21 protein-coding genes are annotated in these 20,673 nt (G+C 56.9%); 6 read left to right on the top strand and 15 right to left on the bottom strand.

Annotated elements, in window-relative coordinates; all coding sequences use genetic code 11:
* Positions 1 to 27 precede the first annotated feature (27 nt).
* Genes AFL22_RS16915 through AFL22_RS16905 form a run of 3 tightly spaced genes read left to right on the top strand, consistent with a single transcriptional unit; the run spans position 28 to position 1,736 of the window.
* Positions 28 to 396, top strand: a complete 369-nt coding sequence (locus AFL22_RS16915) for an ArsC family reductase (RefSeq protein WP_052271800.1) — start codon at positions 28 to 30, stop codon at positions 394 to 396.
* 1 nt (position 397) lies between these two features.
* On the top strand, positions 398 to 1,525 hold the full coding sequence (gene dapE / locus AFL22_RS16910; RefSeq protein WP_052271799.1) for a succinyl-diaminopimelate desuccinylase: 1,128 nt from the start codon (positions 398 to 400) through the stop codon (positions 1,523 to 1,525).
* 22 nt (positions 1,526 to 1,547) lie between these two features.
* Positions 1,548 to 1,736 carry a YpfN family protein gene (locus AFL22_RS16905; protein ID WP_003848800.1) on the top strand — a complete coding sequence of 63 codons (189 nt, stop codon included), beginning with the start codon at positions 1,548 to 1,550 and terminating at the stop codon, positions 1,734 to 1,736.
* Between the two features lie 93 nt (positions 1,737 to 1,829).
* On the opposite strand, the gene ypfH is transcribed toward AFL22_RS16905, so the two are convergent.
* The 6 genes from ypfH to dapA form a co-directional block, all read right to left on the bottom strand.
* A complete protein-coding gene (gene ypfH, locus AFL22_RS16900; RefSeq protein WP_010671350.1) occupies positions 1,830 to 2,510 on the bottom strand; it encodes an esterase in 681 nt (226 codons plus the stop codon).
* Positions 2,511 to 2,583: 73 nt separating this feature from the next.
* On the bottom strand, positions 2,584 to 4,584 hold the full coding sequence (locus tag AFL22_RS16895) for a GNAT family N-acetyltransferase (RefSeq protein ID WP_052271798.1): 2,001 nt from the start codon (positions 4,582 to 4,584) through the stop codon (positions 2,584 to 2,586).
* On the bottom strand, positions 4,584 to 5,450 hold the full coding sequence (locus AFL22_RS16890) for a neutral zinc metallopeptidase (protein WP_033769714.1): 867 nt from the start codon (positions 5,448 to 5,450) through the stop codon (positions 4,584 to 4,586). The genes AFL22_RS16895 and AFL22_RS16890 overlap by 1 nt, the downstream gene beginning before the upstream one ends.
* A 130-nt stretch (positions 5,451 to 5,580) precedes the next feature.
* Entirely contained in the window at positions 5,581 to 6,294 is a 714-nt protein-coding gene (purC, locus tag AFL22_RS16885) for a phosphoribosylaminoimidazolesuccinocarboxamide synthase (protein WP_010260002.1), read from the bottom strand.
* A 145-nt stretch (positions 6,295 to 6,439) separates the two neighbouring features.
* Positions 6,440 to 7,471, bottom strand: a complete 1,032-nt coding sequence (gene bamC / locus AFL22_RS16880) for an outer membrane protein assembly factor BamC (protein WP_010260005.1) — start codon at positions 7,469 to 7,471, stop codon at positions 6,440 to 6,442.
* Positions 7,472 to 7,485: 14 nt separating this feature from the next.
* Positions 7,486 to 8,364: a 4-hydroxy-tetrahydrodipicolinate synthase gene (dapA, locus tag AFL22_RS16875; RefSeq protein ID WP_010260008.1), complete on the bottom strand. Its 879-nt coding sequence runs from the start codon at positions 8,362 to 8,364 to the stop codon at positions 7,486 to 7,488.
* Between the two features lie 143 nt (positions 8,365 to 8,507).
* Between dapA and AFL22_RS16870 the strand changes: the two genes are divergently transcribed.
* Together AFL22_RS16870 and bcp are read left to right on the top strand one after the other, a co-directional pair.
* Positions 8,508 to 9,089 carry a glycine cleavage system transcriptional repressor gene (locus AFL22_RS16870; RefSeq protein ID WP_052271797.1) on the top strand — a complete coding sequence of 194 codons (582 nt, stop codon included), beginning with the start codon at positions 8,508 to 8,510 and terminating at the stop codon, positions 9,087 to 9,089.
* Between the two features lie 157 nt (positions 9,090 to 9,246).
* Positions 9,247 to 9,714, top strand: a complete 468-nt coding sequence (bcp, locus tag AFL22_RS16865; protein WP_010260016.1) for a thioredoxin-dependent thiol peroxidase — start codon at positions 9,247 to 9,249, stop codon at positions 9,712 to 9,714.
* A gap of 99 nt (positions 9,715 to 9,813) precedes the next feature.
* Here bcp and AFL22_RS16860 read toward each other — a convergent pair whose 3' ends face one another.
* The 9 genes from AFL22_RS16860 to AFL22_RS16820 all read right to left on the bottom strand — a co-directional run bounded on the left by AFL22_RS16860 (position 9,814) and on the right by AFL22_RS16820 (position 18,450).
* A complete protein-coding gene (locus AFL22_RS16860; RefSeq protein ID WP_010260020.1) occupies positions 9,814 to 11,379 on the bottom strand; it encodes a sensor domain-containing diguanylate cyclase in 1,566 nt (521 codons plus the stop codon).
* Between the two features lie 161 nt (positions 11,380 to 11,540).
* On the bottom strand, positions 11,541 to 12,371 hold the full coding sequence (locus AFL22_RS16855; RefSeq protein ID WP_052271796.1) for a phosphodiesterase: 831 nt from the start codon (positions 12,369 to 12,371) through the stop codon (positions 11,541 to 11,543).
* Between the two features lie 10 nt (positions 12,372 to 12,381).
* Complete coding sequence (locus AFL22_RS16850) at positions 12,382 to 13,365, bottom strand: ABC transporter ATP-binding protein (RefSeq protein WP_010260026.1); 984 nt, start codon at positions 13,363 to 13,365, stop codon at positions 12,382 to 12,384.
* Positions 13,362 to 14,177: an ABC transporter permease gene (locus AFL22_RS16845; protein WP_022624145.1), complete on the bottom strand. Its 816-nt coding sequence runs from the start codon at positions 14,175 to 14,177 to the stop codon at positions 13,362 to 13,364. Before AFL22_RS16845 ends, AFL22_RS16850 begins: the two co-directional genes overlap by 4 nt.
* Entirely contained in the window at positions 14,174 to 15,049 is an 876-nt protein-coding gene (locus AFL22_RS16840) for an ABC transporter permease (protein ID WP_045139763.1), read from the bottom strand. Before AFL22_RS16840 ends, AFL22_RS16845 begins: the two co-directional genes overlap by 4 nt.
* Positions 15,049 to 16,071 carry an ABC transporter substrate-binding protein gene (locus AFL22_RS16835; RefSeq protein ID WP_052271795.1) on the bottom strand — a complete coding sequence of 341 codons (1,023 nt, stop codon included), beginning with the start codon at positions 16,069 to 16,071 and terminating at the stop codon, positions 15,049 to 15,051. Before AFL22_RS16835 ends, AFL22_RS16840 begins: the two co-directional genes overlap by 1 nt.
* The gene (locus AFL22_RS16830) at positions 16,055 to 17,080 is read right to left on the bottom strand and encodes a substrate-binding domain-containing protein (protein ID WP_052271794.1); all 1,026 of its coding nucleotides are present in this window, start codon (positions 17,078 to 17,080) and stop codon (positions 16,055 to 16,057) included. The genes AFL22_RS16835 and AFL22_RS16830 overlap by 17 nt, the downstream gene beginning before the upstream one ends.
* Positions 17,081 to 17,204: 124 nt before the next feature.
* Positions 17,205 to 17,813 carry a DsrE family protein gene (locus tag AFL22_RS16825; RefSeq protein ID WP_010671341.1) on the bottom strand — a complete coding sequence of 203 codons (609 nt, stop codon included), beginning with the start codon at positions 17,811 to 17,813 and terminating at the stop codon, positions 17,205 to 17,207.
* Between the two features lie 31 nt (positions 17,814 to 17,844).
* The gene (locus AFL22_RS16820; RefSeq protein ID WP_010671340.1) at positions 17,845 to 18,450 is read right to left on the bottom strand and encodes a DsrE family protein; all 606 of its coding nucleotides are present in this window, start codon (positions 18,448 to 18,450) and stop codon (positions 17,845 to 17,847) included.
* 754 nt (positions 18,451 to 19,204) lie between these two features.
* Between AFL22_RS16820 and AFL22_RS16815 the strand changes: the two genes are divergently transcribed.
* Entirely contained in the window at positions 19,205 to 20,668 is a 1,464-nt protein-coding gene (locus AFL22_RS16815) for a M48 family metallopeptidase (RefSeq protein ID WP_010260049.1), read from the top strand.
* Positions 20,669 to 20,673 lie beyond the last annotated feature (5 nt).

The following is a 20,673-nucleotide window of genomic DNA, read 5'->3' as shown; positions in this document are numbered from 1 at the left end:
TTCTCACAGGACAATAAGGATCGGGCAATGAGCACGCAGTGGGTGATGTTCGGGATTAAAAATTGCGACACCATAAAAAAAGCCCGGCGCTTTTTAACAGACGCAGGCGTTGACTATCACTTCCACGACTACCGTGCGGATGGCCTGAACGATGTCCTGCTGCAGGAGTTTATCGATGCACTGGGTTATCAGGCTTTGCTTAACACCCGGGGCACCACCTGGCGTAAATTGCCTGAGAGTGATCGCGACGCGGTTACCGATGCCAGCAGCGCCAAAGCGCTGATGCTGGCGCATCCCGCCATGATTAAGCGTCCGCTGTTGCGCGCCCCGGATGGCTCCCTGCTCGCCGGTTTCAGCGAAGCCACCTATCAGAATGCTATCCAGGAGAAGTCATAATATGTTTTGCCCGGTCATTGAGCTGACGCAGCAGCTTATTCGTCGCCCCTCTCTCAGCCCCGATGATGCCGGATGTCAGGCTCTGCTGATCGCCCGTCTTGAAGCCATTGGCTTTAAGATTGAAACGATGAACATCGACGACACCCTGAATTTCTGGGCCACCCGTGGCGAAGGTGAAACGCTGGCGTTTGCCGGTCACACCGATGTGGTGCCGCCTGGCGATGCCAGCCGCTGGATTAATCCGCCATTTGAACCCACCATCCGCGACGGCATGCTGTTTGGCCGCGGCGCGGCCGACATGAAAGGATCTCTGGCGGCAATGGTGGTGGCTGCCGAACGTTTTGTTGCGGTGCGTCCCAATCACCGAGGGCGACTCGCCTTTATGATTACCTCTGATGAAGAGGCCAGCGGGGCCAACGGCACGGTTAAAGTGGTTGAGCGGCTGATGGCGCGCCGCGAACGGCTCGACTATTGCCTGGTCGGCGAGCCCTCCAGCACAGAAGTGGTGGGTGATGTGGTGAAAAATGGCCGTCGCGGCTCAATCACTGCTAACCTGATGGTGCATGGCGTGCAGGGCCACGTCGCCTATCCGCATCTGGCGGATAACCCGGTTCACCGGGCGATGCCCGCGCTGAACGAGCTGGTCGCGACCGAGTGGGATCAGGGAAATGAGTTCTTTCCGGCGACCAGCATGCAGATTGCCAACGTCCAGGCGGGCACCGGCAGTAACAATGTGATCCCCGGCGAGCTGTTGGTGCAGTTTAACTTCCGCTTCAGCACCGAACTCACCGATGAGATGATTCGTCAGCGGGTCGCAGAGCTGCTGGATCGTCACCAGTTGCGTTACACCATTGAGTGGAAACTCTCTGGCCAGCCCTTCCTGACCACGCGCGGTAAGCTGGTTGATGCCGTCGTGAAAGCTGTAGCGCACTATAATGAAATTAAGCCGCAGCTGCTGACCACGGGCGGAACCTCCGATGGCCGCTTTATTGCCCGGATGGGTGCACAGGTGGTGGAACTGGGGCCAGTGAATGCCACCATTCATAAAATCAATGAGTGTGTGAAAGCCTCCGACCTGCAGATGCTGAGCCGGATGTACCAACGCATCATGGAACAACTGATCGCCTGACGGCGGTTTTAAGGAGCAGCAAATGGAATTTATTAAAGATTACTGGTGGATCCTGGTGATCCTGCTGATGGTTGGCGTGCTGATGAACGTTTATAAAGATCTGAAACGCATCGATCATAAAAAATTTATGGATAACAAACCTGACCTGCCGCCGCATCGTGATTTTAACGATAAATGGGATGACGACGACAACTGGCCGAAGAAGAAGTAAACGAAAAAGCCCCTGCTATGCAGGGGCTTTTTTATGGTTCTTCACAAAGTCAGCTCTCATCAGCGTTAAGATCGAGCTTGCGCAGGGGCTTTTTTACATCATCACGATAACATCATCGTCACCCGGTTTTGCGCCGCTTAACGCCTCATCAAAGTAGCGTTTTGGCACCGTATAACGCAGATGATTCAGCGCCAGCTCCATGCTGCGGTGATCGATGGCGTGCTCCAGATCGTCAACGATATCCAGGGTAACGTCGCCACCGCAGGCGGTCAGCCGATGCTCCGCCTGCTGCGCATGGTGCAGCGGGACCTGCTCATCATAATCACCGTGGATCAGGTGGATGGTGGTGCGGGTACTGGCCTTCTCCGGCAGGGTAATAAACCGGCCATTAAACACCACCGCGCGGCCCGCCAGATCCGGATGCGCCTTAACCCCTTCCAGCACCATACTGCCGCCCTGCGAAAAGCCGATTAACGCTGTCGCTTCCGGCCGCACACCGCTCTTTTTTTGCCAGTGACGCACAGATCCAACAAACTGCGGCATGGCCGCATCAACCCGCTGCTGGACGGTCTGATCGTGCAGGTCGGTTTCGCCGAACCACTGACGACTCGCACCAGGCGAGCCGACGGACACCACCAGCGCGTCGGGAAACGTTCGGGCAAACCAGTTGCCAATCTCGCCCATTGAATCCGGGTTATCGCCAACGCCATGGTAGAGCAGAAACAGCTGTGCTGTGGTGGCAGGCTGTTGAACGATTACATATTTCAGTGTCATGTTGACCTCCTGTGTTCACTCTACGCCGCCTGGCATAAAATCATATGAGGATAATTTGAACCAGCTGGTCGAATTATTTCAACGGCAGGTGCAGCAAGGCTGCATCAACGCCCAGTGTCTGGAGGGCCGCTGCCGCCTGCTGACGCAGCGCTGCGACTAGCGCTTTGCGCCCGCTCACTCCAGCCTGCTGGGCCAGTTCGCCCAGTGCTGTGGGTGTGGCCACCGCCGCAGCCAGCAGCGGTAAAGAGGCTGAACTGGCCTGCACCAGACGCTGCAACACCGGCAGGCTCGCTTCCAGTGGCCGCTCCGCCCAGGCAAAACCCGCCGCCAGACGAATATCCTGCGCGGTCAATCCGTCGTCAGTAACCTGATCAAACTGCAGTTCCAGTGCGATATGCTGGCGCAACAGCGGCCAGTCTCGCGCCAGCTGTTCTGCCGCGCGGTGCTGCAATGCCTCACCCGCAGCAGAACAGGGCAACATGGCCATCGCCGCGTAGCAGCCGCTGCTGGCTTCGCGCTGACTGCCAATCCGCACCAGGCTAAAGCCACAGGCGCGCCAGAACGCCCAGAGAGATTCAGTGTAGCCGAAGCTGACGGAGAGGTAGTCATATCCGGCTGCCGCACTGGCCGCTGCCGCAACCAGCTGCTGTCCGGTTCCCAGACGACGCCGCTCCGCCGCCACGGCAATACGGCTGATGCGCAGCGAGCGCAATGTCGCCGCCTCAGCCAGACCAGCGTGGGCTGCCAGCGACTGCGCCACCAGATTCCCGCGGGGTCGCCGGGTGCCCGCCCAGACCGCCTGTGCCAGTGCAGGTTCAAGACCGCCCTCTTCCACCAGCCAGAGCGCGCCCTGTAACGCCGGCGCGTCGCCGGCCCGCCACAGCTGCATGCCCGGAGCATCCAGCAGGCGGCGCAGATCAAGTGGCGAGGTACGATAGTGTGCACTGGTCAGCAGACGATACGCGGCCTCCAGCGCGCTGAAATCGTGGCGCTCAACATGATGAGGCGTTACAGGAGAATCGGGTGCGGTCGCGGCGGCATCGTCAAACAGCAGCGCCTGGTTCAGCCACTGCTCCAGCGGATCGAAACGCGACCAGCGCAGCGGCTCATCGAGCGTAAAATAGTGTGCATCAGGAAGCCCGGCGCAGAATTTAAGGATAAACCCGCGCCCGCTTCCTTCGTAGCCCTGTACGGTGGTGGTGAGCAATACGCGGGGATATCGACTGACCAGCGCCTGAAGCAGCGGTGCCGGGATCGCCGCCGCTTCATCCACAATCAGCCATTCCGCCTGCGGCGGCGTCTCCAGCGCCAGCAGCGCATCGGGTGCCATAAAGTGAAAAGCGTCAGCGGCGAAGGTGCTCAGCACCTCCGTTGAGGCTTTGGCCGGAGCCGTCACCAGACAATGTCCGTTCAATCGCGCCAGCATACCCGCCAGCGCCGATTTACCGCGTCCGCGGGGCGCGGTCAGCACGGCAACCCCCGATGGCAGCCTCATCAGCTGATCGAGTATCGCCTGCTGCTGCTGCGGTGCCTGACAGTGCCACTGCGGCCAGTCCGGCTGCGCCGGAAACCGGCATGGCTGATGCTGCCGCTCCAGCAGCACCTGGTCATCCGCTAATATCAGCTGTTGCAGGTGGTGAACAAAATAAGGGGTGGCGATGGGTTCAGCGACATCGGCCCAGCGCAGGCTGTCGCTGTCAGGCTGCTGCGCCCACTGTTCCCAGGGCGGCACCAGCAGTAACAGCCAGCTACCGGCGGTGAGCGTGCCAGCCAGCGCAGCGAAAGCGTCGGCATGAAAGCCCTGACGGGCGTCAAACAGAGCATGACGAAATTCACGGCCAAGCAGCGTGCGCACCGCAGCAGGCTGTTTGTGCAGGACCGGCGTTTTATACTGACCCGGCCCTTTATCCGAAGCAGAGAACAGCGGTTCCGGGCTCAACGCCAGCCAGTCGCCGGTCAGCGTTTCACGCCACGCCGCAGCCCGTAGTAAACACCAGGCCGGGTCGCCGCTGATCACCGCCAGACGACGCACACCGGCCTGCTGCATAAGCTGCGTAAGAGGCTGCAGACTCATTAGTTGCTGGCGAAGGTGTTGCACTGTCCTGGATTGCCACCATCAAACCCGCGCTTGAACCAGGTGTAGCGCTGCTCAGACGTGCCGTGGGTGAAGCTGTCCGGCACTACGCGGCCCTGACCTTTCTGCTGCAGGCGGTCATCGCCAATTGCCTCGGCGGCATTCAGCGCTTCCTGCAGATCGCCCGCTTCAAGGATATTTTCCTGCTGCATATAGTGTCCCCAGACACCGGCAAAACAGTCCGCCTGCAGTTCCATTTTGACGGAGAGCTGATTGACCTGCGTCTGGCTGGCACCCTGCTGCATTTCACGCACTTTCGGTTCAATACCCAGTAGTTTCTGGACATGGTGGCCAACTTCATGCGCGACGACGTAGCCCTGGGCGAAGTCACCGTCCGCGCCAAGTTTGGTTTTCATCTCGTCATAAAAAGAGAGGTCGATGTAGACGGTCTGATCGGCAGGACAGTAGAACGGCCCCATGACTGACTGTCCGGTACCACAGCCGGTGCGGGTTGCGCCGCGATACATCACCAGCTTCGGTGCCACATACTGTTTGTTCATCTGCTGGAACAGTTTGCCCCAGGTATCTTCCGTGGTGGCCAGAATCACCTTCGTGAATTTCGCAGCCTCATCATCATTGACGCTGACGCTGCGCTGTTGCTGCTGGCTGGTCGGTGCAACTTCGCCGCCTGTCAGCAGTGCGGTCAGGTCGTAACCGTAATAACCCGCGATGGCCACAACAATCAGCAGCACAATACCGCCTTTACCGCGCGGCAGACGAATCTGGCGGCCTCCGCCGCCTAAACCGGACGATTGATCGCGACGGTCTTCTACATTGTCGCTTTCGCGACGCCCTTGCCAGCGCATGCTGTATTCCCTCAGTCATTTTTTCAGATGGCATGATTTTAGTTGTGTGAGGCAGCAATCACCAGCTTTACCCTGAAATGAAAAAAGGAGAGCCGGGGCTCTCCTTTTTCTTTCTGCGCGGCAGGCAAACTCAGTCGAGCTTCACGCCCAGCCGCTGTGCAACCGCTTCATAGGCTTCCACCACGCCGCCGAGGCTCTGGCGGAAACGGTCTTTATCCATTTTATCCAGCGTCTCTTTGTCCCACAGGCGCGCACCGTCTGGCGAAAACTCATCGCCCAGCGTCACTTCGCCGTTAAACAGACCAAACTCCAGTTTGAAGTCGACCAGAATCAGACCCGCATCGTCGAACAGTTTGCTCAGCACCTCGTTGGCTTTAAAGGTCAGCTCCTGCATCCGCGCCAGGTTCTGTTTGCTGACCCAGCCAAAGGTTTCGCAGTAGGATTCATTGACCATCGGGTCATGCTTTGCATCATCTTTCAGGAAAAGATCAAACAGCGGCGGATTGAGCACAATGCCCTCTTCCACGCCCAGACGTTTTACCAGCGAGCCTGCGGCGCGGTTACGTACCACGCACTCTACCGGCACCATCTCCAGCTTCTTCACCAGCGCTTCAGTATCTGACAGCAGCGCTTCCATCTGGGTCGGGATACCCGCTTCCTGCAATTTAGTCATGATAAAATGGTTAAACTTGTTGTTAACCATTCCCTTGCGATCAAATTGCTCGATTCGGGCGCCATCACCTGCTGACGTATCGTTGCGGAATTCGAGTATCAGCAGATCCGGGTTATCGGTGCTGTATACGGTTTTCGCTTTACCGCGATACAACTCAGCTCGCTTTTGCATCTTGTTCACTCCAGACTTGAAATAACGGGTGTTCAGCGGCCAGTGCCGCTGCGGCGATTGCCTTGACGCAATCGTTTACTTCGCCGCGCGCTATTATGCCAAAAACAAAATAAAAAGGCCGGAGAATCTCCGGCCTGGGGCAACTTTATTTGTTCAGCGCCGCCTGGAACACGGCCACCAGCGCATCGTTCTGCGACTGGGTCAGCACATGCCCTTTCGGGTCGATGAATTGCAGACTGGTGCGGTTGTCGAGATCGCCGACCTGCACTTTGTAATCACCGTTTGGTAATTCCGGATCTTTCGCACCGACTGAATCCCAGTCGCTGCTGCTCAGTGACTTGTAGGTCACCTTCATGCTGCCGGTTGAGCGGGTCGTGTCGGTCACTTCCATCCCGACGCGTTTCATTGCATCAGGCAGACGCTGCCATGCCACGTTGTATGGCGTACGCAGGATCAGCAGTGGCAGGCCGGTATCATCTGCACCGCTCTGCACATCAATGGCCCCATTCACCCGACCAGAGGCCGCGTTTTCACTCGCCGTATCAATCTTGTCCATACCGGTGCTGATGTCATTCAGCATCTGCGCGGTGTAACGCTGGATCTGCACAGGTGAGGTAATGGTTTTACCATCCTGCTGCAGCTCCAGCAGACGAACGGTTAACTGCTGCTGATAGCTCTGCGACTGCACGCTGATCTGGTAGCGGCCACGATACTGCTGATCTTCATCAGCACGGTTCCACTGCACCCAGTCCGTCGTCAGCTGCTGGCCTGCGTCATTACGGGAAGCAATCGGGAATTTGTAAGACTGCACCACGTTGACGACCTGCGACCAGACTGAACCGCGGCTGTTATCAATCATCAGCGCGCCGGTATTGTTGCTGAACTGTGCGCGGGTGCCGTTCATCAGCGCCAGCGGCTGGGCTGGCGGACGGATGTCGAGCTGCTTGCCGGTGGGTGCCTGACTGGTCGTGCGCGGCACGTCGAAATCACCACGCTGCACCGGCAGGATCATTCCGGCAGGCGCTTTCAGTTCATTTAACTGACTGGCTTCAAGATAAGATTCGTCACCGCTGACCTGGCGCTTATAACGCTGATCGCTTGAACAGGCCGACAACAGCATCAGGGTAGAAAGCCCCACCACTGTGGCTACTGTTGACCGCTTTACTGAGTAATTCATTCAAACTCCCTAAATTATCGCAAACCCGCTTTCACCAGCGCCTGCTCCACTTTCGGCTGGCCGGCTGCAGTCAGTGGCGTCATTGGCAGACGCAGCGTGTCGTTAGCGATTAATCCTAGCTGTTTCGCAGCCCATTTCACCGGGATAGGATTGGGTTCACAGAAAAGCGTCTGGTGCAGATGCATCAGACGCTGATTCAGGCGGCGTGCCTCGACGAAATTGCCCTGCTGTGCGAGTTGACACAGTTCGACCATTTCGCGCGCAGCCACGTTGGCCGTCACCGAAATGACGCCTTTACCGCCCAGTTGCATAAAGTCCAGCGCAGTCGCGTCATCGCCACTCACCAGAATGAAATCTTCATTAACCAGCTCTTGGATCTGACTAACCCGCGATAAGTTCCCGGTTGCCTCTTTGATTCCGATAATATTTTTGATTTCGGCCAGGCGGGCAACGGTTTCTGGCAGCATGTCACAACCGGTACGCGAGGGAACGTTATACAGCATCTGTGGCAGGCTGGTGCTATTCGCAATCGCTTTAAAGTGCTGGAACAGCCCTTCCTGCGTCGGACGGTTGTAATACGGGGTCACGGTCAGGCAACCCACAACGCCGGAATTTTCAAAACGCTTAGTCAGAGAGATGCCTTCAGCGGTGGCGTTTGCCCCGGTTCCGGCAATCACCGGAATACGGCCATCGGCCAGCTCCAGGGTCAGCATCACCACATCACCATGTTCTTCATGGCTCAGGGTAGCAGATTCGCCTGTGGTGCCGACGGAAACGATCGCCGCGGTGCCGCTGGCGACGTGATAATCAATCAGTTTTTTCAGACTCGACCGGCAGACATTACCGCTGTCATCCATTGGCGTAACGAGTGCAACAATACTTCCCGTAAACATTGGCGATCCCCTCGACAAACAAGTGCTTCATGGTACGTTTTACACTTAGGGAAAAGCAAGCCAGCCACGCCATTCCCGCGCTTGTCAGCAGTTTTTTTTATGTTTACCTTATGGTTATTAGCGAAAGCAGAGGAAAAGCCATTTTGCCGCAATCTCAGCCCCATCATCTGGTGATCACCGCGCTCGGTGTTGACCGTCCGGGTATCGTCAACACCATTACCCGACACGTCAGCAGCTGCGGTTGCAATATTGAAGATAGCCGTCTTGCCATGCTTGGGGATGAGTTCACCTTTATCATGCTGCTGTCGGGCAGCTGGAACGCGATCACACTGATTGAATCGACCCTGCCACTGAAAGGGGCAGAACTCGAACTGCTGATCGTCATGAAGCGCACCAATGCCCGGCTCCGTCCGCCGATGCCCGATACCGCGTTCATTCAGGTTGAGGTGGCTGATTCGCCGCATATTATTGAACGCTTTACCGATCTTATCGATAAGCATCAGATGAATGTGGCCGAACTGGTTTCGCGCATTACGCCAGCGAAACACAATTTGCCCCCTACGCTCTATATTCAAATGACCGCTCACAGTCCGACGCGAACCAGTGGCACCCCGTTTGAGCAGGCGTTTAATACCCTGTGTCAGGAGCTGAATGCCCAGGGAACGCTGCGTCTTTACAGTGTGTCAGATGCCGACAGCAGCGAATCTGTCAGCGCGGTACGCTAAGCTTTGGTCAATTAACCGGAGTTATTTCTCCACATTACTGCCACTGAAAGGTGACCGGCTATGTGGTGAAATACCCCCTGATGGTAATTTTCCCTCTGGCCGTTTCTGACCGGATGGTGTATTACCCACAGCCTGAATAAGAAAATGGAGAGATGTAATGAATCCACTGAAAGCCGGAGATACTGCACCCGCATTTAGCCTGCCCGATCAGGACGGCGAACACGTGAATCTGACCGACTTCCAGGGACAGCGCGTTCTGGTGTACTTTTACCCGAAAGCGATGACACCAGGCTGCACCGTGCAGGCGTGCGGTCTGCGTGACAACATGGATGAGTTGAAAAAAGCGGGCGTGGAAGTGCTGGGCATCAGCACCGACAAACCGGAAAAACTGTCAAAGTTTGTCGAAAAAGAGCTGCTGAACTTTACCCTGCTCTCCGATGAAAACCATGAAGTCTGCCAGGCGTTTGGCGTCTGGGGTGAAAAAACGTTTATGGGGAAAACCTATGACGGCATTCATCGCATCAGCTTCCTGATAGATGCTGAGGGCAGGATCGAAAAAGTGTTTGATAACTTCAAGACCTCGAATCACCACGACATGGTGCTGGATTACGTCAAGTCAGCCTGATGTTGAGGGGCGCGGTAGCCTTAACGCCGCGCCCTGCTTAACTTCCCCTTCCCCACCCATTTTTATCCTGCCGTTGCGAAACACTGTGAGTTAACGCGATTACGCGGCGGCCACGATAACGCAGTTGCGCCCGGCATTTTTCGCCTCATAGAGTGCCGCATCCGCCTGTTTTAAACTGCCTTCCAGCCCGACATCCTGCGAACCATTCCAGGCCGCGACGCCGATAGACAAGGTAATGCGTCCCACGTCGGTGAGCCAGGCTTCTGCAATACCCAGTCGCACGCGCTCGGCGATAATCTGCGCCTCATCCAGCGCCGTTCCCGGCAGCAGCATCAGAAACTCCTCTCCGCCGTTGCGGCACACCACATCAGACTGACGGGCGCTGGCACGCAGCGTGCTCGCCACCTGCTGAATCACCCGGTCGCCCACATCGTGGCCCCAGCTATCGTTGACGTTTTTAAAGTGATCGATATCCAGCGCCAGCACCGAGAAAGGCTGGCGTAGCGTGCGGTAGTACTCCAGTACCGCATTAAGACCACGCCGATTCAGCAACTGAGTCAGGGGGTCGGTCTGGGCTTCAGAACTCAGACGACCGATTTTGTCCTGCACCAGTCCGATGCCGGTGAGCAGCGCGCGCTTGACCTGCGCCGCCTCAAAATACCAGGCACTGATGCCGCCAATCTCTTTTGATACGCCCTGCGCATCCATCCGGCTGGCTTTGCGGGCCAGCTGGAACAGTGGTCGGGCAATCAGCCGTGCCAGCCCTAACGCAACCAACAGGGTCAGCAGTGCGAACGGCACCGAGTTTTTCAGGACTTTCATTAACAGGCCTGAAAGCGGATTCAGCGTGACGTTAATCGGCTTCAGCGCCACCACCGTCCAGCCGGTGGTCGGCACGACGGCATAGCCCGCCAGCTGCGTGGACTCACCTGCACCCGCAAGCATCAGCGAGCCATTGGTCTGCTCGTCACGCGGACTGACGATGGCGGGCAGAACTTTACCAATCAGCTGACGATTCTGGTGATACAACACCTCATTATTACTGTCGAGCACATAGACCGTAGTGCCATCACGGTAGAATTGTTCACCCAGTAGCGCATTCAGAATGCTTTTTTTCTTCAGATAGATCGTGCCGCCGATGTAGCCCAGATAGTCGCCATCGGGACTCCAGATTGGCCAGGAGACAAACACCAGCAGATTATTGGCTGCAGAAAGGGTCGGTTTACTGATGATCGGCTGCCGCAGCGTCAGCGCTTCGCGGGAGGCGTCGCTGGTGACACGCATCCCTTTCAGCGTCAGGGATTCGGGCGAGATCGCTTTGATCGCGCCCTGCTCATCCACCACGGCCACCGAGTTAAAACTGGTAGTCTGCTCACGCAGACGATTGACTTCGCTATTCAGCAGCCCTTCATTATTAAAGTCACGGCTTAGCTGATTGGCGCTGTAGTGCAACTGTGACTGCGCCAGCTGAAAAAAGATTTCACTGGTTGAAGCCAGCTTGGCGGCATAGGCCCGGTTAGCCTCAAGCGTGGTGTCAATCAGCACCTGGCGCTGCACCCGCCAGGTAGCATAGAGCGTATTTGCGAGCGTGATAACAATGCTGACAATCACCAGCAGGGCGATCAGATTGCGCAAGTCGGCCTTGGGCCGAAAGAGCTTTAACATGGCGTCGCCGCCCCGGAGAAGAGTGTCATGTCGTGAATGCCTGATTATTTTTTTAATGTGTGCCAGAAGCCCTGATAGCCGGGCTTAAGTCTACACTGTGTCGGCATTTTTGAGCAGCATTAAGACAAATATCACCCCGCTTAATACAGATTTAGCTGGCACTAATCGATTAACCCCTGACTATCGTAAAATGGCCAGGGTCCCGAAAAGTGGCCAATCGCGCAATGATGCGTGACCATTCCCTGCACTGGCTGCCAGCAATGGAGCAAAAAGCCGGGCGGCTCCAGAATAAAGTGAGCCGGCCCCTCCGGGTGCAGATCCAGAGCCACCTGATGCGACACGCCGGGTGCGACACAGGCCAGGGTTCCGGCAAAGCGGGTCTGCAGGCTGCGATGCAGATGACCACAGAGCACCCGCTCAACCTGCGGATGGCGGGCAATGATCGCCTCAAGTGCCTCAGGATGGCGTAACCGTTGCCGATCCATATGCGCAATGCCACAGGCAAAAGGGGGATGATGCAGCATCACCAGCGTGGGCTGATCCGCGGCCTCGCGCAGTGCCTGATCCAGCCATTGCAACTGCTGCTCATCCACCTCCCCCCACGGCTGTTGCGGTACGCTGGAGTCCAGGGCCAGCAGCCTGACGCCGCCCACGCTAAGCTGCCAGTTCAGGGTCGGCCCCGCCTGCAGGTAGGTGTGATCCGGGAAGGCAGCACGCAGTGCCTCGCGATCGTCGTGATTGCCCGCCATCAGATAAAAGGGCAACTGGAGGCGCTGCAGGGCTTCGCGCAGCGTCTGATACTCTTCCGGCCTGCCAAAATCGACCAGGTCGCCGGTAATCACCACCACATCGGGGCGCGGCTGCAGCGCGTTAAGGGTATCGATAACCTGCAGTAAAGCGGCATGGGTATCGACCTGTTTATAAGAGAGACGACCAAAAGCCTTGATATGCAGATCGCTGATTTGCGCGATGACTGTGGGTTGAACAGACACAACAGACTCCTTAGCAACTAAATTCCAGCGCGGCCTGGCGGGTCAGCGACCAGCTGATGCGCTGTCCCGCCTGCCAGATTTCGCGGGCATGACGCTCGACCTGAATGGGGTTATCCAGCCCGATATCGATTAGTAAGCGCTGCGAGGCGCCAAGAAACGTACTGCCTACCACCACACCGCGCTGGGCATAGCGGGTGTCGTCGGCCAGCAGCACATCTTCCGGGCGGCAAAAACGCAGGGGATGACCGTCGGGATCGTGCGCAATGCAGTTTATGGCGCCCACAAAATCCGCTACAAAGCGGGAGGCCGGGCGCTGATAAATTCCCTGCGGAGTATCCAACTGCACCAGACGGCCCTGCTCCATCACCGCGATGCGATCGCCCAGCGCCATCGCCTCCTGCTGATCGTGGGTGACGTAAACCGCGGTGATCGCCAGCCGCTTGAGCAGCGCGCCGATCTCCAGCCGCAGTCGATCGCGCAGCCTGGCGTCAAGCGCCGCCAGCGGCTCATCGAACAACAGAACTTTAGGCCGGGCGGCCAGCGCACGTGCCAGCGCCACCCGCTGCTTCTGCCCGCCGGACAATTTATCAATCGCCCGGTGGGACAGATGTGTCAGGTCAACCAGTGCCAGCATCTCCGCGACCCGCGCATCGCGCTCGGCACGTGGCACGCCCTGCACCTTCAGACCATAGGCGACGTTCTGCGCCACGTTGAGCGTCGGGAACAGCGCGTAGTTCTGAAACACCATGCCAACGTTGCGTTTCTCAATTGGCAGCGCGGTGACGTTACGCTTGTCAAACCAGATCTCTCCCGGGGGATCGCTGCTATCCAGGCCGCTGATAATACGCAGCAGCGTGGTTTTGCCACAGCCTGACGGCCCCAGCAATACCAGTGTTTCACCGGCGTGAACCTGCAGGTCGAGCGGATGCAGCGCGACCTGCTGATTAAAGCGACGCGAGCAGTGGCGCAGCGTCACGTTGACGGCCTCATTCATACGGTTTCCTCTCTCTGCTGCCGCGAAGATTGCCGTTCCAGCCAGTGATTACAGGCGTTGAGCAACAGCAGCAGCGGTAAAATCATCATAATAAAGATCAGGGTATAGGCGGACCCGACTTCCAGCCGCATCGAGGTGTAGCTGTCGGCCAGACCGACCGGCAGGGTTTTGGTCAGTGGCGTGTGCAGCATCCAGGTAATGTTGAACTCCCCCACCGACAGGGTGATCACCATAAATGCGCCCGCCAGAATGCCGTTGCGGCAGTTCGGGACGACCACGGTAAAGAAGCGGCGCCAGAAGCCCGCCCCCAGGCTGGCGGCAGCTTCTTCAAGGCGCGGCAGATCAATCGCCTGCATCACCGACAGCACCGGTCGGATCATAAAGGGCAAGGTAAAGAGTACATGGCCGATAAGGATAAAGAGCCAGCTGTCGCGTAACGCGCTGAACTGACCATAAAGCAGAATGATGCCCAGAGCGGTGGCGAGGCCCGGCAATGCGACTGGCAGCATCAGGCACTCCTCAATGCGGCTGGCCCAGCGTGACGGTGATTTCAGTAAGCCCCAGGCGGCCGGCACGCCAGCGATAACCGTCACCGCCAGACAACTCAGAGCGATCAGCAGCGACAGCCAGAAGGTGTCGGCATACATCTGCCACACCTGTTCCACCCACTTCAGCGTCAGGCCGCTGCGCAGGCCAGTGAAATAGTTCTGCGTGACGCCCGCCAGCATCGAGAGCACAACCGGCACAATCATAAACAGCGCGGTGAGGCTGGTGATCACCACCTGCAGCCAGAACAGCCCCCGGCGTTTCATGTCTTCTCCTTACGGCGGGCAGCCAGTCCGTTCGCCAGCATCAGCGCCAGCCAGGCTACCGCCCCCATCACCACCGAAAGCGCCGCTGCGGTGGCAAAGTTGGCGTAATTAGTGAACTCGCCATAAATGGTCAGCGGCAGCACCGCGAGCTCTGTGCCAAGGGTAAATGCGGTGCCAAAGGCGCCCATGCTGGTGGCGAAACAGAGCGCGCCGCAGGAGAGCAGCGCCGGTTTCAGCCCAGGAATGATGACGTCAATGATGATGCGCCACTGGCTGGCACCCAGCGATCGGGCGGCCTCTTCCAGCGAACGGTCCAGCTTTTCACTGGCCGCCACCAGCGTCACGATGGCGCGCGGCAGCGAAAAATAGAGATAGCCAATAAATAAGCCGCTGAGCGAATAAGCAAGGACCCAGCGCTCATGAAACAGGCTGAGACTGAGTTGCGCCAGAACACCCTGACGCCCCGCCAGCATGACCATCAGAAATCCCACCACCACGCCCGGAAAGGCCAGCGGAAAGGTCAGCAGCGCCAGCAGCGTGCCTCGCCCGGTAAAGCGCTGCCGTGCCAGAAAGCAGCCCACCACCGCAGCAATCAGCAGCGTCACCAGTGTGACCGCTGCCGAGAGCAGCACGGTATTCAGCAGGCTTTGCAGATATTGCGGCTGGCTGATTACCGTCCAGTAGCCGCTGTGGTGAGTTGTACGATCTTCCGTCATACCTATCTGCAACAGACGAGCAAACGGCAACAGCCAGAAGGCAGCAAAGAACAGCAGCGCAGGCAGCAGCATCCACGGCCAGTTTGCCCCCAGCGGCCGAAGGCGGTGGCGAACTGAGTCGCCAGCGGCAAACGGATTGATCTCTGAGAGTGACATTAGCGGATCTCGCTCAGATAACGGGCGGAGAAGCCCTTCTGCGCGTCGGCCATCTGCTGATAATCCACCGTGTGAGCGCGCGCATAGTCGCTGTCAGGCAGAAAATATTTCTTCGCTTCGGGTGACATCGCGCCCGCCCGGACCGGACGCAGCCAGGCATTAGCCCAGATCGCCTGACCGGCGTCTGACAGCACGAAATCGATCACTTTCTTACCGTTGGCCGGATGCGGCGCATTTTTCACCAGGCTGATGACGTAAGGCACCGTGACCGTCCCCTCGCTGGGGATCACAAATTCCACATTGGCGTGATCTTTGTAGCGGGCGCGATAGGCGTTGAAGTCGTAGTCGATCAGAATCGGGATTTCGCCTGAAATCAGCCGGGCATAGGCGGTCTGCTTAGGCACAATCGGCTGGTTGCGTTGCAGTGCTTTGAACCAGTTGATGGCCGGGGTGAAGTCATGAAGACTGCCGCCTTTCGCCTGGTTCACCGCGACGGCTGCAACGTAGCCCACAAAGGCGCTGGCCGGATCAAGATAACCCACCATGCCTTTATATTCCGGCTTCAGCAGCTCATCCCAGGAACGCGGCACCGGCGCGCCACCCAGCGCATCAACATTGACCATAAAGCCCATGGTACCGGAGTGCAGCGCCACCCACTTGCCAGCAGGATCTTTCATGCCTGCCGGGATCTGATCCCAGTTTGCCGGTTTGTAAGCGCTGACCACGTCTGCACTGACTGCCTGAATGCCGAAGCTGACGCCGTAATAGACCACGTCGGCGACCGGATTGCTTTTCTCGGCGACCAGCTGCGCCAGCGCCTGACCCGAATTTTTATTGTCCTGCGGCACATGAATGCCCGTCGTTTTTTCGATCGCCTGGAGCTGTGTCGCCCAGTCGGCCCACTCTGGCGGGCAGTTGTAGCAGATAGCATTTTCAGCCGCCTGCACCCACGATGAGGCAAGCGTGCATCCGGCCAGCAGCGCAGCGCTGGCGATAGGTTTGAAATTAACGGTGAGTGACATGATGTTCCCCTGAAAAAGAGCCATGAAATGCCGGGGCGACACTCTCCCCGAAACGTAAATGATGAGCCAGCAGATGGGTTTTACCGCCGACGGGATTCAGAAGCAGGTCAATGGCGCGCGCGCCCATTAGCGCAATCGGCTGCACCACGCTGGCCAGTGAAGGTGAAAGCTGTTCGCCCAGCTCAATGCCATCGAAGCCGACCACGGAGAGCTGATTCGGAACGCTGACGCCGGCACGCGCAGCGGCGCCCAGCAGGCTGATAGCCAGCAGATCGTTACTGCAAATCACCGCCGTCAGCGGCGAAGGTGAATTAATCAGCGGCAGCAACGGATGGAAATCGGACTGGATATGGCTGGGCATCTCAATCATCGCCTGCGGCGTCAGACCGGCCCGCTGCATGGCATCGCAGTAGCCAAGGTAGCGCAGACGGGCGCGGTCAGATTGCTGCATAGGGCCCGCAGCCATCACGATGTGGCGGTGGCCCAGTGACACCAGATGGGCGGTCGCTTCGGCAATGGCTTTGCGGTTATCTACGCACAGCGCGGGCCATTCGTGCTGTTGCGGAACGTTGTGGGTCAGCACGAAGGGCATCTTCGCCGCCGCCAGTGTCGGCAGCAGCGCACTGCTGTCGGCATCTGCCACCGTCAGTACCAGACCGGCGACACGCTGGTGCAGCATATGTTCGACAATTGCCGCTTCCCGCTCAGCCTGATAATCACTGGTTGCCACCAGCAGCCCATATCCCGCCAGACGAGCCTGCTGCTCCATCGCCTGTAACTGCATGGCAAAAACCGGATTGAGCAGTGAAGGCAACAGGACGCCAAGCGTGGTGGAGTGCTGGGTGCGGAGCTGACGGGCAATATGATTCGGGCGGAAACCGATCTGTTCCGAGGCGGCAAGCACCTTTTGCAGCGTGCCCGGTTTTAGCAGATGAGGGTCAGAAAAGGCGCGCGCAGCGGTTGCGCGGGAGACCCCTGCCAGTCTGGCTACGCTGATTAAATCGGTCATGACTGCCTCGTTTATTGTCGATGAGATCGATCTCATTGCGACAACACTAGCGGCGTTCTATGACAGGGACATCACAGCAATTTGACGGGAAGGTGACAGCGGCAGTGACGCCGCTGTGGGGGAATTAAAGCATCAGGAAGGCGTAACCGCTGTTTTCCAGGGTCGCAACGGTGGTGCCGCTGGAGATAGTGTGAGTGACCATCGGGTCGATCCAGTTGCGCTCAAGCTGATGAAACGCCACTGACTGATCGCAGATAGTGACCTGAACGCCCGCTTTTTTCAGCTCGCTGATCAGCTTCAGGTTCGGGTTATCGACGCCGTAGGCTTTGCTGAACTGGTCATTATTCAGCGCTGATGAAACCGCGTCGCCGTTAATTGACACCACAAATTTCAGCTGGTCGAGTGGCACACCTGCCGCATAATAGAGGTTGGTGACGCGCGCTACGCGCTCCAGACCGAGATTCGGCTTACGAATATCCCCTTCACTGCGGTTGATCTGGAATACTATTTTATTACTCAGGCCCGCTGTCGTGCCGGGTTTAAATGCAGGCGTATCGACATAATGTATTTTTCCGTAGCCTTCAATCGCTGGCGTACTCCAGAAATCAGCAGGTTCGGATTTATTATCCGCCATTTTTCCGCTGACCTTATCGAATAATTCCGGCAACTGTAAAACATTGCCTCCGATAAATCCCGCTACGGCTGCCATCACCACTAAAGCTGCTGGACGCATTAACTCTTCTCCCGATCGTTTAAAACATTAATTACATTGCCAGCCACGCGTATCCCTGGTTTTGCAGGGTTGATACGGTGGTCGGACTGGAAAGCGCATGGACTACAGATTTATCAATCCAGTTATTGGGATAGTGATGGAATGCCACGGACTGATCGCAGACCGAGACTTTCACTCCCGCCTGATTCAGCTCATTAATCAGCTTCAGGTTTGGATTTTCGATGCCATAAAACTTTTTAAAATGGGCGTTATCCAGCATGGCGGGCGTCGCATCGCCGGTGACCGAAACGACAAACTTCAGCTGATCGGCCGGAATGCCGGAGGCGATATATAAATTCACCACGCGCGCCACACGCTCCAGTCCCAGATTGGGCGCGGTCATCGCGCCATCGCTTCGGGTAATCTGAAAAACAATTTTATTGCTCAGGCCTGCCACCGGTTTAAACGCAGCGTCGGGCTCATAATGAATTTTGCCGTAACCTTCAATCGCCGGTGTACTCCAGAATCCCGGGGCTTCCTGTGGCTCGGTTGCAAAATGGCGTGTCACTTTGTCATAAATCTCGCCACTCTGTGTGACAGCCGCGCCAACGACTCCGCCAATAATGGCGATTAACGCGTATGAAACAACTGAACGCATAACACTTCTCTCCGGCAAATAATGTCTGGCAGATTCAGGACTGAATCAGGTCGGCTATCTATATCACAGCGCAGGCATAATTCTCGCCTGCGTAAATTCAGGTCAGCGCGCGGCTGATAACTGCTGAAATTATTCACCTTCCGTATTAATCGAAAAGTTTCATTATGAGGAAAAAAAGGTCTTAATCAGAATGGACCTGACTCTTTGTGCTCTTTTCACTTCCTGTGACATTAACAGCAATAAATAACAGCCAGGCGTAGCTGGAATAAGCAGGATAAAGGCGGGAGCTACGATTTAATTTATCAATGGCGAAGAGGAGATTCACGGCTCAGAGAGGGCTATTTTTTCAGAGTAGACCTGGAAAAACTCATGCCATAGTCAGTTTTTTTGAGTGAATTTACATAACTTTAAAAAAATCCGCTCACAGGCTAAATCTGCGCGGCAGCAGATTCTGCTTTATTCTGCCGAAGCGCATTGGGAATAAATGAATAAGGCGTTACTTAACCGCTCACAAACCCGGCGATACTCCGCCGGTTTTTATTCGTTTAACCACGGTTTAAGTTGGCAGGATGTTCAGTTTTTTTCGTCAAAATGGGCGATCTTGCACAAATTACGTCGGTCGCTTGCCAGAAAACGACATTTCATTCTTTTGATGCTCTGGTTAAGATAGTCACGAACCGTCGTTATCTGCGAAAAATGGAACATTCCCGCTGCGCACCTGTCCATTTTCAGGGCCTCTCTACAGGATTAAGGCATGTTGAACCGGTTAAAGAAAACGCTGATCGCCGCGCTCCTTCCGACGCTCATTTTCACTACTCTGTCACCTGCTTATGCCGATGTCAGTGATTCACTTCCCGATATTGGCACTACGGCCGGTTCGACGCTGTCGATTAATCAGGAACTGCAGATGGGCGACTTTTATGTGCGCCAGCTGCGTGCCAGTGCGCCGCTGATCAACGATCCGCTGCTTAATCAGTATATTAATCAGCTGGGTCAGCGACTGGTGTCGCACGCCGACTCAGTGAAAACCCCGTTCCACTTCTTTCTGATTCAGAACGATGAGCTCAACGCCTTTGCCTTTTTTGGTGGCAACGTGGTGCTGCACTCAGCGCTGTTCCGCTATACCGAAAATGAAAGCCAGCTGGCGTCAGTAATGGCGCATGAGATCTCACACGTTACCCAGCGCCATCTGGCGCGCGCAATGGAAGATCAGAAGCGCAATGCGCCACTGACATGGGTCGGTGCGCTGGGCTCTATTCTGCTGGCGATGGCCAATCCGCAGGCGGGCATGGCAGCACTGACCGGCACCCTGGCGGGAACTCAGCAGGGGATTATCAGTTTTACCCAGGGTAATGAACAGGAAGCCGACCGCATCGGAATTCAGGTATTGCAGCGCGCCGGGTTTGATCCCCAGGCGATGCCGAATTTTTTACAGAAGCTGGCCGATCAGAGCCGTTTCTCCTCGAAGCCTCCTGAAATTCTGCTGACGCATCCCCTGCCCGACAGCCGTCTGGCGGATGCCCGCAACCGCGCTAACCAGATGCGCCCGGTGGTAGTGCAATCTACAGAAGATTTCTATCTGGCAAAGGTGCGTTCACTGGGCATGTACTCCACCGGGCGTAATCAGCTCACCGACGAACTGCTGAGCCAGTATGCCAGCGGCAATTCTCGTGAGCAGCTGGCGTCACAATATGGCAAAGCCATACAGTTTTTGCAGGCGAAAAGCTTTGCCGATGCGAAGCGGATTATGACGCCGCTGCTGGCGAAACAGCCGAATAACGTCTGGTTCCTGGATCTTATGTCAGACATCGATATCGGCCTGAATCAGCCACAACAGGCGATCGCCCTGCTCAGCGCCGCCACCAGTGCAAAAAACAGCCCGGTGGTGCAGCTCAACCTGGCCAACGCCTACGTTGAAGCGAAACAGTATGCCAACGCCAGCCGTATTCTGAATCGCTACACCTGGGCTAATAAAGATGATCCCAACGGCTGGGATTTGCTGGCCCAGGCGTCTGCACAGCAGGGACTGAATGATGAAGAGTTATCGGCGCGGGCAGAGAGTCTGGCGCTGAATGGCCAGCTCGATCAGGCGATCACCGCGCTTGGCAGCGCCAGCGCACAGGTGCCGCTCGGCAGCCTGAAACAGGCGCGCTACGATGCCCGTATCGATCAGCTGCGCCAGTTACAACAGCGCTTTAAGCAATATCAGAAAGGCTGAGCATT

It is taken from the genome of Pantoea sp. CFSAN033090, from assembly GCF_001264395.1.
Taxonomy (GTDB): domain Bacteria; phylum Pseudomonadota; class Gammaproteobacteria; order Enterobacterales; family Enterobacteriaceae; genus Pantoea; species Pantoea agglomerans.
Note: the sequence above shows the minus strand (reverse complement) of the source record. Positions and strands in the feature narration are given on the sequence as shown.

Excerpts from the sequence above, each read along its gene's own strand:
- AFL22_RS16915 (WP_052271800.1), top strand. The coding sequence starts at position 28 with ATGAGCACGCAGTGGGTGATGTTCGGGATTAAAAATTGCGACACCATA.
- dapE (WP_052271799.1), top strand. The coding sequence starts at position 398 with ATGTTTTGCCCGGTCATTGAGCTGACGCAGCAGCTTATTCGTCGCCCC.
- AFL22_RS16905 (WP_003848800.1), top strand. The coding sequence starts at position 1,548 with ATGGAATTTATTAAAGATTACTGGTGGATCCTGGTGATCCTGCTGATG.
- ypfH (WP_010671350.1), bottom strand. The coding sequence starts at position 2,510 with ATGACACTGAAATATGTAATCGTTCAACAGCCTGCCACCACAGCACAG.
- AFL22_RS16895 (WP_052271798.1), bottom strand. The coding sequence starts at position 4,584 with ATGAGTCTGCAGCCTCTTACGCAGCTTATGCAGCAGGCCGGTGTGCGT.
- AFL22_RS16890 (WP_033769714.1), bottom strand. The coding sequence starts at position 5,450 with ATGCGCTGGCAAGGGCGTCGCGAAAGCGACAATGTAGAAGACCGTCGC.
- purC (WP_010260002.1), bottom strand. The coding sequence starts at position 6,294 with ATGCAAAAGCGAGCTGAGTTGTATCGCGGTAAAGCGAAAACCGTATAC.
- bamC (WP_010260005.1), bottom strand. The coding sequence starts at position 7,471 with ATGAATTACTCAGTAAAGCGGTCAACAGTAGCCACAGTGGTGGGGCTT.
- dapA (WP_010260008.1), bottom strand. The coding sequence starts at position 8,364 with ATGTTTACGGGAAGTATTGTTGCACTCGTTACGCCAATGGATGACAGC.
- bcp (WP_010260016.1), top strand. The coding sequence starts at position 9,247 with ATGAATCCACTGAAAGCCGGAGATACTGCACCCGCATTTAGCCTGCCC.
- AFL22_RS16860 (WP_010260020.1), bottom strand. The coding sequence starts at position 11,379 with ATGTTAAAGCTCTTTCGGCCCAAGGCCGACTTGCGCAATCTGATCGCC.
- AFL22_RS16850 (WP_010260026.1), bottom strand. The coding sequence starts at position 13,365 with ATGAATGAGGCCGTCAACGTGACGCTGCGCCACTGCTCGCGTCGCTTT.
- AFL22_RS16845 (WP_022624145.1), bottom strand. The coding sequence starts at position 14,177 with ATGAAACGCCGGGGGCTGTTCTGGCTGCAGGTGGTGATCACCAGCCTC.
- AFL22_RS16840 (WP_045139763.1), bottom strand. The coding sequence starts at position 15,049 with ATGTCACTCTCAGAGATCAATCCGTTTGCCGCTGGCGACTCAGTTCGC.
- AFL22_RS16835 (WP_052271795.1), bottom strand. The coding sequence starts at position 16,071 with ATGTCACTCACCGTTAATTTCAAACCTATCGCCAGCGCTGCGCTGCTG.
- AFL22_RS16830 (WP_052271794.1), bottom strand. The coding sequence starts at position 17,080 with ATGACCGATTTAATCAGCGTAGCCAGACTGGCAGGGGTCTCCCGCGCA.
- AFL22_RS16825 (WP_010671341.1), bottom strand. The coding sequence starts at position 17,813 with ATGCGTCCAGCAGCTTTAGTGGTGATGGCAGCCGTAGCGGGATTTATC.
- AFL22_RS16820 (WP_010671340.1), bottom strand. The coding sequence starts at position 18,450 with ATGCGTTCAGTTGTTTCATACGCGTTAATCGCCATTATTGGCGGAGTC.
- AFL22_RS16815 (WP_010260049.1), top strand. The coding sequence starts at position 19,205 with ATGTTGAACCGGTTAAAGAAAACGCTGATCGCCGCGCTCCTTCCGACG.